The sequence below is a fragment of the Microbacterium sp. Bi128 genome (genome assembly GCF_918698205.1).
Map to the genome: position 1 here is coordinate 1 of NZ_CAKKMM010000092.1, position 12,514 is coordinate 12,514.

11 protein-coding genes and 1 pseudogene are annotated in these 12,514 nt (G+C 73.1%); 5 read left to right on the forward strand and 7 right to left on the reverse strand.

Translation table 11 applies throughout. From position 1 onward, the window contains the following. From LQV45_RS09300 to LQV45_RS09310, 3 genes and pseudogenes are all read right to left on the reverse strand, one after another. Positions 1–345 (reverse strand): annotated as a pseudogene (locus LQV45_RS09300) (acyl-CoA dehydrogenase family protein); the annotation flags it as partial. 263 nt (positions 346–608) lie between these two features. After that, complete coding sequence (locus tag LQV45_RS09305) at positions 609–1,766, reverse strand: alpha/beta fold hydrolase (protein ID WP_230006764.1); 1,158 nt, start codon at positions 1,764–1,766, stop codon at positions 609–611. 29 nt (positions 1,767–1,795) lie between these two features. After that, positions 1,796–2,635 carry a helix-turn-helix transcriptional regulator gene (locus LQV45_RS09310; RefSeq protein WP_230006765.1) on the reverse strand — a complete coding sequence of 280 codons (840 nt, stop codon included), beginning with the start codon at positions 2,633–2,635 and terminating at the stop codon, positions 1,796–1,798. A 144-nt stretch (positions 2,636–2,779) separates the two neighbouring features. Here LQV45_RS09310 and LQV45_RS09315 point away from each other — a divergent pair, with 144 nt between their 5' ends. Then, positions 2,780–3,715, forward strand: coding sequence for an SDR family oxidoreductase (locus tag LQV45_RS09315; RefSeq protein ID WP_230006766.1), 936 nt, complete (start codon positions 2,780–2,782; stop codon positions 3,713–3,715). Between the two features lie 118 nt (positions 3,716–3,833). Further along, complete coding sequence (locus LQV45_RS09320) at positions 3,834–5,384, forward strand: molybdopterin-dependent oxidoreductase (RefSeq protein ID WP_230006767.1); 1,551 nt, start codon at positions 3,834–3,836, stop codon at positions 5,382–5,384. A gap of 59 nt (positions 5,385–5,443) precedes the next feature. On the opposite strand, the gene rocD is transcribed toward LQV45_RS09320, so the two are convergent. Both rocD and ddaH read right to left on the reverse strand, forming a co-directional pair. Further along, positions 5,444–6,658, reverse strand: a complete 1,215-nt coding sequence (gene rocD / locus LQV45_RS09325) for an ornithine--oxo-acid transaminase (protein WP_230006768.1) — start codon at positions 6,656–6,658, stop codon at positions 5,444–5,446. Continuing rightward, positions 6,655–7,539: a dimethylargininase gene (gene ddaH, locus LQV45_RS09330; protein ID WP_230006769.1), complete on the reverse strand. Its 885-nt coding sequence runs from the start codon at positions 7,537–7,539 to the stop codon at positions 6,655–6,657. The genes rocD and ddaH overlap by 4 nt, the downstream gene beginning before the upstream one ends. 297 nt (positions 7,540–7,836) lie before the next feature. On the opposite strand from ddaH, the gene LQV45_RS09335 reads away from it, so the two are divergent. The 3 genes from LQV45_RS09335 to mtnB are packed head-to-tail and all read left to right on the forward strand — an operon-like array spanning position 7,837 to position 10,348. After that, complete coding sequence (locus tag LQV45_RS09335; protein WP_230006770.1) at positions 7,837–9,021, forward strand: hypothetical protein; 1,185 nt, start codon at positions 7,837–7,839, stop codon at positions 9,019–9,021. Continuing rightward, positions 9,018–9,719, forward strand: a complete 702-nt coding sequence (mtnC, locus tag LQV45_RS09340) for an acireductone synthase (protein WP_230006771.1) — start codon at positions 9,018–9,020, stop codon at positions 9,717–9,719. Before LQV45_RS09335 ends, mtnC begins: the two co-directional genes overlap by 4 nt. After that, positions 9,716–10,348 carry a methylthioribulose 1-phosphate dehydratase gene (gene mtnB / locus LQV45_RS09345; RefSeq protein ID WP_230006772.1) on the forward strand — a complete coding sequence of 211 codons (633 nt, stop codon included), beginning with the start codon at positions 9,716–9,718 and terminating at the stop codon, positions 10,346–10,348. Before mtnC ends, mtnB begins: the two co-directional genes overlap by 4 nt. 170 nt (positions 10,349–10,518) lie before the next feature. Here the strand turns inward: mtnB and LQV45_RS09350 are convergent, their stop codons facing one another. Together LQV45_RS09350 and LQV45_RS09355 are read right to left on the reverse strand one after the other, a co-directional pair. Beyond that, positions 10,519–11,904, reverse strand: coding sequence for an FAD-dependent oxidoreductase (locus LQV45_RS09350; RefSeq protein ID WP_230006773.1), 1,386 nt, complete (start codon positions 11,902–11,904; stop codon positions 10,519–10,521). A 9-nt stretch (positions 11,905–11,913) separates the two neighbouring features. After that, positions 11,914–12,514: aquaporin (locus LQV45_RS09355; RefSeq protein WP_230006774.1), on the reverse strand; the 601-nt coding region annotated here is incomplete at its 5' end.

Sequence of the window (12,514 nt, forward strand, 5' to 3'; positions counted from 1 at the left end):
GGCGACATGGCGCGGGGCACTGACGACGCGCTCGAGCCCGCGCGCATGCCAGGGGCCGGACCGCGCCGTCACCGCCGGGTCGCGCAGGTCCAGCGCGAACAGCTGCCGGCGCTCGTCGTCGACCCAGGCGGTGACGAGCGCGTGCGTGAGGTGTGCGGCGAGCGAGCACCACGGTTTCGTGCCGTGCAGCGTCCAGGTTCCGGCATCCTGCCGCGCCTCCAGGCGCATCCCCGGACCCTCGGCCGCGAAGACGCCCCAGGCGCCGTCGCGGTCGACGTCCAGCGCGATTCCCGCGGCGGCGGCCTCGTCGAGGATGCCGAGGGCGTCGAGGTGCGGTTCCAGCACCCGGGCGGCGGCGACGTCGCGCGCGGCGACCGACGCGAGCAGCTCCCCCGTCGCCGCGACCGAGCGGGGCCGTCGGTGCCGAAGCCGTGCACGGCATCCGCGCTCGTCAGGGCAGCACGGACGTCGTCGAGACCCGGGGTGTCGGCGGAAGTGAGGAGGGGGAAGGGGGGATGAACGGCGTCGCTCATTCCTGGAGTCTTCCGGTGCGCATCGGATCCGTCGAGGCTTTGACAGCGGCCCCCGTTCCCGACAGGGTGTCGCCGTCAGCGCCGCGCACGCAGCAGCGTGTCGGCGTGCGCGAGGACGCGCAGCAGCTGCGGGAAGCGCGCCGCCGGTCCCTTTCGCGGCAGTCGGTCCAGCGCCGCTTCATCGCCGGGCAGCCGGTGCTGCTGACCGCGCACGAGCCGCCGGGTGGCGTTCAGGAGCGCCAGGGGGTGGGTCTCGAGGGCACTGTGGCCGTTGTGGAGCCGCACGAGCGTGGCATCCGGGACCGCGCGCGCGACGCGCTCGGCGATCGCGGGAGGAGTGCGAAGATCGCGGTCGCCCGAGAGCAGCACGACCGGCCAGGTGAACGCGGCCACCGCGGCCGTCAGGTCGTAGGGCTCCCCCGCGAACGCCGGGTACCGCCGGGCGAGCGGCGCGTAGGTGAGCGCCGGATCGAGGGGGAGGCCGTCGGGCGGCGCGCCGTAGTGCAGCTCGCGGAAGGCGATCGTGCCCACGACGCCGAACTCGTACACCCCCGGAATGCGCGCGACCGACCCGTCGCGCGTGGCGTACGCGGCGAGCGCGTGCCACGCGAACCCGGGCCGGTGTCGGACGAGCGGCAGCACGAGCTCGGGGCCGGCGAGCTCGTACGCGGCCCGCACGACGTCGAGCACGACGCGGTCGTCGACCCCGTCGGCGACGAGTCCGCGCACACCGCGGGCGATCTCGTCGTCGCCGTCCCAGAAGAGGGCCCGCAGATGCGCGCGTTCGAGGTCGAGATCGTGGGCGGACTGCAGGGCCGAGTCGAGCAGCATTCCGGCGACGCGTTCCGGATGCCGGGCCCCGAAGCCCGACGCGAGGTAACTGCCGTACGACGAACCGACCACGAACGCCCGGTCGGCTCCCTCGGCGTCGAGCACGGCGGCGAGGTCGTCGAGCACGGCGGTGACCCGCATCGCGGCGGGGGGCAGGTCGCGACCGGCGAGGTCGCGGCGAGAGCGCCCGACGCCGCGATGCTCGACCATGATCAGGTCGAGGCCGCCCCCGGCCGCCCACCGGCGCAGGCCCCGGTAGGGCAGCATCGAGAGCAGTCCGGGGCCCCCGGGGATGACGAGCACGGGCGTGGCGGTGCGAGGCCCCGACCGCACGTACGTCAGGTCGAACGCCGGCGCCCCGTCCGTGGCCGGTCGTCGCACGCTCCGCACGGACTCACCCATGCTCCGCACGCTACCGCGCGTCGGGCGGGTCAGGGGCGGACGAGGGGTCCGACCACGGCCAACAGGCGCAGCCGGTCGGCGCTCTCGCTGCCGGGCACCGCGGTGTACACGAGGAGCGAGTGGGACGTCTCGGGATCGATGAGGGTCTGACAGTGCAATTCGAGAGCGCCGACCGACGGGTGGACGAACGTCTTGGTCTGTCGCGGACGCAGCCCGACCTCGTGCGCGGCCCACAGCGTGCGGAATTCGGCGCTGCTTTCGAGCAACTGGTCCGCGAGCAGAGCGGCGCGTGAGCCGGGTCCGCGGCGGCCCGCCAGTTCTCGCAGACCGGCGGCGAAAAGGCGACTGAGGAACTCGTGTTCCTCAGGGGCGTACAGCGCCCGCGTCGCCGGGTCACTGAACCACCGGTAGCCGAGGCTCCGCTCCGGTCCCGTGCGCACAGACGCATCCCCGGTCAGGGCGGCTCCCAGAGGCGATTGTCGGAGCGTCTCGCCCAGCTCGGTGATGATCTCGGCAGGGGTGTCGTCGAGACGGTCGAGGATGCGCTGAAGTCCGGGGCTGATGTGCTCCGTCATGGAACCCCGTTCGTCGGGCACATGTCCGGCCACGCGGAAGAGGTGGTCGCGCTCAGCGCGGGTGAGGTGGAACCCCTGGGCGATCGCGCCGAGCATCTGCGGCGACGGCTGCGGTCCGCGTTCGCGTTCCAGCCGTGCGTAGTAGTCCGTGGACATGTGCGCGAGCGCAGCCGCCTCCTCCCGGCGGAGTCCGGGCGTGCGGCGGCGCGGGCCCCGCGGGAACCCGACGTCCTCGGGCTGGAGCGCTTCGCGACGGGTGCGGAGGAAGTCCGCGAGAGCCGACCGATCGATCATGCTCCCCTGTCTACCCGTCGCCCGGCCCCGGAACCAGGACGCGGTGATCCCCCTTTCGGGGGACCGCGCAGCAGGGGATCGACGGGTCCTGGCTCGCGACGACCGATCCGCGCACGCTGGCAGGACACCGACCGAGGAGACACCGTGACCGACATCGACATCCCCCTTCCCTCCCTCGCCGGCCGACGCGCCGTCCTCACCGGCGGGAGCGACGGCATGGGACTCGTCATCGCCGAACGCCTCGCTGCCGCTGGAGCGGAGATCGTGCTCCCCGTCCGCAACCGCACGAAGGGCGATCGCGCCGTCCGGTCGATCCGCGACCGCGTGCCCGGCGCGCGACTCGAGCTGCGCGACCTCGACCTCTCGTCGCTGTCGAGCGTCGCCGCTCTCGGCCGGGACCTGCGGGCCGACGGCCGCCCGGTCCATCTGCTGATCAACAACGCCGGGGTGATGACCCCGCCCGAACGGCAGACGACGGCCGATGGCTACGAACTCCAGTTCGGCACGAACCACCTCGGCCACGTCGCCCTGGTCGGCCAGCTGCTGCCGCTCCTGACTGCCGGCCAGGCGCGTGTCGTGACGCAGGTGAGCATCGCGGCCGCGCGCGGCCGCATCGCCTGGGACGACCTCCAGGCCGAGCGGTCGTACGACGGCCAGCGCGTGTACTCCCAGTCCAAGATCGCCCTGGGTCTGTTCGCTCTCGAACTCGACCGCCGCAGCCGGGCGGCGGACTGGGGGGTGACGAGCGTGCTGTCGCACCCCGGCGTGGCCCCGACGAGCCTCCTCGCCGCTCGCCCCGAGATCGGCCGCATGACCGACACCCCGCACGTCCGCGCCATCCGCTGGATGTCGCGTCACGGCATCCTCGTCGGCACGGTGCGTTCGGCCGCCCAGCCCGCGCTCCTGGCCGCGACCACGACGTCGCCGCGCACCGACGTCCTCTATGGCCCGCGCGGACCGCTGCACGTCGGCGGCCGGGCGGCCACGCACGCCCTGTACCGACCCCTGCGCGACAAGGGCGAATCGACACGGGTCTGGGAGGAGTCGGAACGGCTCGCGGGGGTCGCGCTGAGCGTGTGAGGGCGCACCGGCGCACCGGGCCACCCGGGCGCAGATGCCCCCGGCCGGATCGTGCCGGTTGGCTGTGAGTTCCGGTCCCGGCGGGGCCGGGGCGCCGCGCGCTCCTTAGGCTCCGATCGTGGCCCCCACGTCGTCTCGAACCCCCGATCTGCTCGCGGCCGTCGCCGGCGTCTCGGCCACGGCGCTCGGTGCCGGGCTCGGCGAGCTCGCCGCGGCCGTGGTCGCTCCCTCGGCGAGTCCTTTCGCGGTCATCGGCGGCGGGATGATCGACATCGCCCCGACGTGGGCGAAGGACCTGGCCATCAGCTGGTTCGGGACGGCGGACAAAGCTGCGCTGCTCGTCGGCATCGCGATCCTCCTGCTCGCCGTCGCGGCCGTCGCCGGAGTGGTCGAGCGCCGCCGGCCCCCGTGGGGCCGCGTTGTCCTCGCGGCGCTCGGCGGTGTGGGCGCGATCGTGTCGATGACGCGGGCCGATGCCGGCATCCTGTCGCCGGTGCCGTCGCTCGTCGCCGGGGTGGCGGCGGCCGTGGGAGGTGCGGTGCTCATCGCCCGGCTCCCGCGGCCCCTGCCCACGGATCCTCCGGCCCGGCCCGCCGCCGAGGGACCGTCGCGGCGCAGCGTCCTCGTGCTCTCCGGCGTCGCGGTGGTCGGCGGCGTGCTCGCCGCGCTCGGTTCGGCCGCGATGCGCGGCGGTGCGCAAGCGACCTCGGCGATCCGCGCCGCGCTCCGGTTGCCCACGCCCGCCGTCACGGCAACGGTCCCCGCGGCGGCGGAGCTCGGCATCCCCGGACTCTCCCCGGTCATCACGCCCGCGGCGGATTTCTACCGCATCGACACCGCGCTCGTCGTGCCCCAGATCGATCCGTCCGAGTGGAGTCTTCGCATCCACGGTCTCGTCGAGGAGGAGGTCGTGCTGCGGTGGGACGACCTCGTCGCCCTCCCCCAGCGCGAGACGGTCGCAACCCTCGTGTGCGTGTCGAACGCGGTGGGCGGATCGCTCATCGGCACGGCCCGGTGGTTGGGCGTCCCGATCCGCGATCTGCTCGCGCGGGCGCGGCCGACCCCGGATGCCGACATGGTGCTGTCGCACTCCATCGACGGTTTCACCGCGTCCACGCCGCTGGAGGCGCTGACCGACGAGCGGGAGGCGCTCCTCGCCATCGGCATGAACGGCGAACCCCTGCCCATCGAGCACGGCTTCCCGGTGCGCATGGTCGTGCCCGGACTGTACGGCTACGTGTCCGCCACCAAGTGGGTCACCGAGCTCGAGGTCACCCAGTACGCCCGCGCCGAGGGGTACTGGACCTCGCGGGGCTGGTCGGCGCGCGGCCCGGTGAAGCTCGCGTCCCGCATCGACGTACCCCGCGCGGGAGCCCGCGTCGACGCCGGCCCGGTCACGATCGCCGGTGTCGCCTGGCAGACCCACGTCGGCGTCTCGGGTGTCGAGGTGCAGATCGACGACGGGCCGTGGCAGCCGGCGACGCTCGCCAGCGCGATCTCGTCCGACACGTGGGTGCAGTGGAGTCTCCCCTGGGATGCCACCAGCGGCCCCCACACGATCCGCTGCCGCGCCACGTCCACCGAGGGCGACACGCAGACGCCCGCGCACGCCGCCCCCGCCCCCAACGGCGCAACGGGCTGGCACGAGCTCCCCGTCACCGTCGCGTGAGGGGTCATTTTCTGTCGCCTTGAGCGATGCGAAGCGACAGAAATTGACCCCTCACGCGGCTAGGACAGGGCGTGGCGCAGTTGCTCGATCGCCCAGTCGATCTCGGTGCCGCGGATGGTCAGGGGCGGGGCGATGCGGATCGTCTGGCCGTGCGTGTCCTTCACCAGCACGCCGCGCGACAGGAGCTTCTCGGCGATCGCACGGCCTGTGCCGACGGCCGGGTCGATGTCGACGCCCGCCCACAGACCGGCGACGCGCACGGCGGTCACGCCGTGTCCGACGAGGCTCTCGAGACCGTGCGCGAGGTGCTCGCCGAGCGCCTTCGCGCGGGTCTGGAACTCACCGGATGCCAGCATCTCGACGACGCGCAGTCCCACGGCCGCGGCGAGCGGGTTGCCGCCGAACGTCGAGCCGTGCTCGCCGGGGCGGATGACGCCGAGGACGTCCTCGTTCGCGACGACCGCCGACAGGGGCAGGATGCCGCCGCCGAGGGCCTTGCCGAGCAGGTACACGTCGGGGACGACACCCTCGCGGTCGCACGCGAACGTCTCGCCGACGCGTCCGAGACCCGACTGGATCTCGTCGGCGATGAAGAGCACGTCGTTCTCGGTGCAGAACTCGCGCACCCGGCGCAAGAACCCGTCGGGCGGGATGACGACGCCGGCCTCGCCCTGGATGGGCTCGATGAGCACCGCGGCGGTGTTCTCGTCGATCGCCGCAGCGATGGCATCCGCGTCGCCGTACGGCACGTGCACGAAGCCCGGCGCGTACGGACCGAAGTCGTCGTGCGCCGTGGGGTCGTCGCTGAAGCCGACGATCGTCGTGGTGCGGCCGTGGAAGTTGCCGTTCGCGACGATGATCGTCGCGGCATCCGGGGCGATGCCCTTCGAGCGGTAGCCCCACGCGCGGGCGACCTTGATGCCGGTCTCGACCGCCTCGGCGCCGGTGTTCATCGGCAGCACGAGGTCTTTGCCGCACAGCTCTGCGAGCGCCGTGCCGAACGGACCCAGCCGGTCGTTGTGGAACGCGCGGCTCGTGAGGGTGAGGCGCTCGAGCTGCTCGCGGGCGGCCGCGAGGATCGCCGGGTGCCCGTGCCCGAAGTTCAGCGCGGAGTACGCCGAGAGCAGGTCGAGGTAGCGCTTGCCTTCGACGTCGGTGACCCAGACGCCCTCGGCGCGCGCGGCGACGACGGGCAGCGGGTGGTAGTTGTGCGCGACGTGCGCGCTCTCGGCGGCGATGAGCTGCGCGCCCAGGTCGTCGACGGCGGTGCTCATCGGGTGCCCCCGCGCAGCTCGAGCGTGCAGCACTTGATGCCGCCGCCGCCGAGCAGGAGCTCGGACAGGTCGACGAGCACGGGGGTGTAGCCGCGCTCGCGCAGCTGCGCCTCGAAGCCCTTCGCGCGGGGCGAGATGATGACGTTCTTGCCGTCGCTGGCCGAGTTCAGGCCGAACACCGCGCCGTCGGCATCCGACACGCGGATCGCGTCGGGGTAGCGCTCGCGCAGGATCGCCTGGCTGCGCTCGTCGAACGCGTTCGGCAGGTACGCGATGTTGGCCTTCTCGACGCCGCCGGGGCCCTCGACGGGATCGAGCACGGCGATCGCGGTGTCGAGGTGGTAGAACCGCGGGTCCGTGAGGGTCAGCGAGACGACCTCGCGCGAGAAGACCTCGCCCACCTCGCGGTGGCTGTCGCCGGTGGAGCGGAAACCGGTGCCGGCGAGGATCGTGTTGCCGACGAGCAGAAAGTCGCCCTCGCCTTCGTTGACCTCGACGGGCTCGGCGACCTGGAAGCCGTTCGCCGCGAACCAGTCGATGAACGCGGGAGCCTCGTCGGCGCGCTCGCGGAAGCGGAACTTCGGGCCGTAGGCGACACCGTCGATCACGAAGCCGCCGTTGGCGGTGTAGACCATGTCGGGCAGTCCCTCGACGGGGTCGATGAGCTCGATCTCGTGGCCGAGCGACACGTAGGTGTCGTACAGCGACTGCCACTGGCGCACGGCCAGGTCGGTGTCGGTGGGGCGCGACGGCTCCATCCACGGGTTGATGCTGTAGCTGACGGTGAAGTGCTCGGGCCGGCACATCAGGTACCGGCGGTGCTGCTGCACGCGCTCGTTCGTCTCGGACTCGACGGCGGCGGCGGTGGGGTTCGCGGACATCTCTGCTCCTCGGAGAAGGTGCGGCGGACGCTGTCCTCTGGGCCCGGTGGCCCTTCGACCCGGCGGCACCCGAGGCACCGTGCGGGGAAAGGTCGGTCCGGGCACGCCGCGGCCATTGTCTCACGCGCGTGTACGGGCGCGCGAGCGACGGGCGCAACCTCAGCGATGCGCGCAAAGTCAGTGGCATCCGCACCATCCGACTGAGGTTGTGCGAATCGCTGAGCGAGCGCGCGGCATCCGGCGTCGCGGGGCGTCATCGACACGACCGTGCCACCGGCCCGTGGGAGGATGGCGGCGATGTCTGCCTCGACCGCGACCCTGGAATACTCCGTCGTCCTCGACGAATCCGCCGGTGTCGTCCGCATCCTCGACCGACGCGTGTTCCCCGCCCGGGTCGAATGGGTGGATGCCACGACCCCCGACGAGGTCGCCGCGGCGATCCGCGACATGGTGACCCAGAGCTCGGGCCCTCTCTACGCCGCGACCGCCGGGATGGCGCTCGCCGCACTGCAGGTGCGCGCGCTCCCCCTCGGCGAGGCGCGCACGGCCCTCGGCCGCGCCGGCCGCGCCCTCGCGACCGCCCGGCCCACGAACGCGCACCCGCGCGACGCCGTCGCGCGCATCCTCGACGCCGGCCGCGACGCGGACGACACCGACGCGCTCGTCGCGGCGACCCGCGAGACGGCGACCGCCGTCGACTGCGACTACCGCGAGGCGAGCCTGCGCCTGGGGCGCGCGACGCTGTCGCTGCTGCCCGAGTCCCCGCGCATCCTCACGCACTGCTGGGCCGACGCCTACCTGTTCGGTCTCGTCGCCGCGGCGCGCGAAGCCGGCCGCGAGATCGAGTGGATCGCGACCGAGACCCGCCCGTATCTGCAGGGCGCCCGGCTCACGGCGCACTCGCTGCGCGAACTCGACCAGAAGGTCACGCTCATCACCGACGGCATGGCCGCCGCCGCGCTCGCCTCGCCGCGGGGCGTCGGCACCGGCCCCATCGACGCCGTCGTCACCGCCGCCGACCGGGTCGCCCTCGACGGCTCGGTCGTCAACAAGGTCGGCACGCTCGCGCACGCGGCCGCGGCGGCGGCGTTCGGCATCCCGTACTTCGCGATGGTCGAGGCGCCCGATCCCGGTGCCCCCACCGGCGCCGACATCGTGATCGAGGACCGCGACCCCCGCGAAGTGCTCGAGGTACTGGGACAGCGGATCGCGAGTCCGCTCGTGACCGACGCGTGGTACCCGGCGTTCGACGTCACTCCCCCGCGCCTGGTGACCCGCATCGCCACGAGCCGCGGCACGTTCGAGCCCGCCCGCGTCGGCGAGCACTTCTCGACCGATCCGGATGCCACCGCCGTCGACGCCGCACCCGCGCTCCGCCGACGCCGCTCCCCCGCCGAACCCGCCCCGATCGCCGCGACCGTGCAGCCCGACACCGTCGCCTTCCGTCCCGTGTCCCCTTCTCCCGACGAGGATCCCCAATGACCGCCATCTCCGCCGACGTCGTCGTTCTCGACATCGAGGGCACCACGAGCGCCGCAGGGTTCATCCTCGGCGACCTCTACGACTACGCCCGGCCGCGCCTCGACGAGGTGCTCGGCCGCGACGACGACACCGTGCGCGCCGCGCGCGCCGACGCGATCGCCGAGACCGGCCTGGATGCCGACGCCTCCGACGCCGAGGTCGCCGAGGCGCTCCGCGGACTCATGTCCACCGACGTCAAGTCGACGCCGCTGAAGACGCTGCAGGGGATCATCTGGGCCGAGGGCTTCGCCGCGGGCGAGATCCACTCGCAGTTCTTCGACGACGTGCCCACGCGGCTGCGGGCGTGGAGCGACAACGGCATCCGTGTGGCCGTCTACTCGTCGGGCTCGGTCGCCTCGCAGGTGCCGTGGTTCCGCCACGCCCCGCAGGGAGACCTGACCGTGCTCGTCGAGGACTTCTTCGACACCGTGAGCGCCGGCCCCAAGAAGGAGTCCGCCTCGTACGACCGCATCGCCGCCGCGCTCGGGGTGGAGCCTTCGCGGGCCCTGTTCCTCACCGACCACCCCGACGAGGTCGCCGCGGCCCTCGCCGCCGGCTGGCAGGTCGTCGCGCTCGACCGCGAAGGGGAGCCCTGGCACGGCGCGAACTTCGCGGCCCCGGCGGTGGCATCCTTCGACGAGATCGGGCTCACCCGGTGACCCTCCCGCACGCCGACCGCGTCCGCGCGGCCGGTGCCGCCCTCGCGGCCGAGGCCTCGCGTTTCTCGGGCTACGGCTGGATGCGCGGCACCTCGGGCAACCTCTCGCTCGTGATCGACCGCGATCCGCTGGTGCTCGCCGTCACCGCCTCGGGCCTCGACAAGTCCGAGCTCACCGATCGCGACGTCGTTCTCATCGGCGCCGACGGCGACGCCCTCGACGCCGCCGACCCCCGCCCGCCCTCGGCCGAAGCGGGGCTGCACGCCCACATCGCCGCGCGCACGGGAGCGGGGGCGGTGTTCCACGTGCACGCATTCGACGCGGTCGTCGCGGGGCACCGGTGGCCGGGCGGGGTCGAGATCCGCGACATGGAGATGCTCAAGGGCATCGGCCACCGCGCCCACGACGAGACCGTGACGATCCCCGTGATCGCGAACGATCAAGACATGGCGGTCGAGGCCGCCCGCTTCGACGCGGTCTACCGGCCGGCGACCGCCGAGGTTCCCGAGGTCCCCGCACTCATCGTCGCGAGCCACGGCATGTACGCCTGGGGCGCCGACGTCGCCGCAGCCCGCCGACACCTCGAGATCACCGAGTGGCTGCTGCGCTTCGCCGTCGCGACGCGCTGAGGTCCGGCATCCCCGGGTCCCGGCACGCGACACCGCTGGGCGTTCCCTCGCCCTCATCCCGCGATAAACGCTTCCTGTACTGAGACACGCTCGCAGAGCGCGTTTTTCGGTACAGGAAGCGTTTATCGCTGGGGGCCGGGGCGCCGCGAGGCGGCCGCGGCACCCTCGGACTACCGCGTGAGCGCCAGCGCGCGAGCCTCGCGCTCCCAGGCCTGCGTCGCCATCTGCACGGCGTCCCACGGGGAGCCGAGCGGGGGCGTGTACGACAGATCGAGGTCGCTCATCTCGGCCACCGTCATGCCGTGGTGGAGCGCTGCGGCATAGGTGTCGACGCGCTTAGAGATCTCTGCGCCGCGCGTGCCGACGAGCTGCGCGCCGAGCAGACGCCCCTCGCGGGTGTCGCCGGTGATCCGAATGCTGATCGGGGTGGCGCCCGGGTAGTAGCGCTTGTGGTCGTCGGCGATCGCGGTGTGGCTGTGCGGCGCGAAGTCCGCGGCGACGGCCTCGTGGTCGCGCAGGCCGGTGCGCGCGGCGACGACATCGAACACCTTCACGACCTGCGTGCCGAGGCTGCCCGCGAACCGGGCGTCGCCGCCGATCGCGTTCTCGCCGGCGACGCGGCCCTGCTTGTGCGAGGTGGTCCCCAGCGGCAGGTACGTGACGCCGAGGAGACGGTGGTGGGTGACCACGCCGTCGCCGGCGGCCCAGACGTTCGGCAGACCCGTGCGCATCTGCTCGTCGACCACGACCGCCCCGCCGGCGCCGGTCGAGGCACCCGCCGCGGTGAGCAGCTCTGTGTTGGGGCGGACCCCGACCACGACCAGCACGAGGTCGGCGGTGTGCGCGACGGGCTCGCCGTGGCGCGTGCCGGTGACGGTGAGGCGACCGCCGTCACGGGCGACGGAGGCGACGCGGGTGTCGGTGCGGACGTCGACGCCGTGCCGAGTGAGCTCGTCGTGGACGAGGGAGCCGAGCTCGGGGTCGAGGGTCGACAGCACCTCGGGCCCGCGCTGGAGCTGGGTGACGTGGAGCCCCCGGACGGTGAGGGCCTCGGCCATCTCGAGACCGACGTAGCCGGCGCCGACGATGATCGCGCTCTGGGGCTCACGATCGTCGAGGTACCGCTCCAGCGCGAAGGTGTCGCCCATCGAGTGCAGCAGGTGCACGCCGTCGTCGGGTCCGAGCTCGTCGAGGCCCGCGATGCCGGCGGTCGCGGGCGACGCCCCGGTCCCGACCATGAGCGCGTCGTAGGGAATGGTCGACTCGGTGCCGTCCGCAGCGCGCACGGCGAGCGTCTGGCCGGCGACGTCGATGCCGGTGGCGAGGGTGTCCAGGCGCAGCGCCATGCCGGTGGCCTCGAGGTCGGCGTGGGTGCGGTGCGCCAGCGACTGCCACGGCTGCACCTCCCGAGAGAAGAAGTACGGGATGCCGCAGATGGAGAAGTTCGGGTACGCGTCGGCGACCACGACCGTGACGTCGACGGAGGGGTCGAGCTCACGGGCGCGCAGGGCGGTGGAGATTCCGGCGTCACTTCCGCCGATGGCAACGAGGTGCATGAGGACCTTTCAGGATCGCGTTTCGAGGTGCACGGGGGTCACGACCTCGCCCGCGGTCCGGGCGGCGGTCGGATAGAACAGGACCACGAGCGCGAGCCCGAGGGCAGCGCCGGCGAACTGCGCGAGGATGAACGGCGGCACGTCCGCGGGCGCGATACCGGCGAAGGTGTCGGTGAACATCCGCGCGATCGTCACGGCCGGGTTCGCGAACGACGTGGAGCTGGTGAACCAGTACGCCGCCCCGATGTAGGCCCCCACCGCGGCCGCGGTGGTCACGCCCGTGGAGGTCCGCGCGAGGGCGAAGATGAGCAGCACGAGCCCCGCGGTGGCCACCACTTCTGCCACGAGGTGACCGCCGGTGGCGCGCTCGTTCGCCGAGAAGGCGGGGGCGACGTCGAACATGACGCCGGCGAGGAGCGTCCCGGCTGTACCGCCGAGGATCTGCGCGGCGATGTAGGGGCCGAGGTCGCGCAGAGGCAGGCCGGTGCGCAGGCGACGCCCGAGCACCCAATCCGCGACCGACACCACGGGATTCAGGTGCGCTCCCGACACCGGCCCGAGCATGAGGATGATCACGGCCAGACCGAGAGCGGTGGCCAGGCTGTTCTCG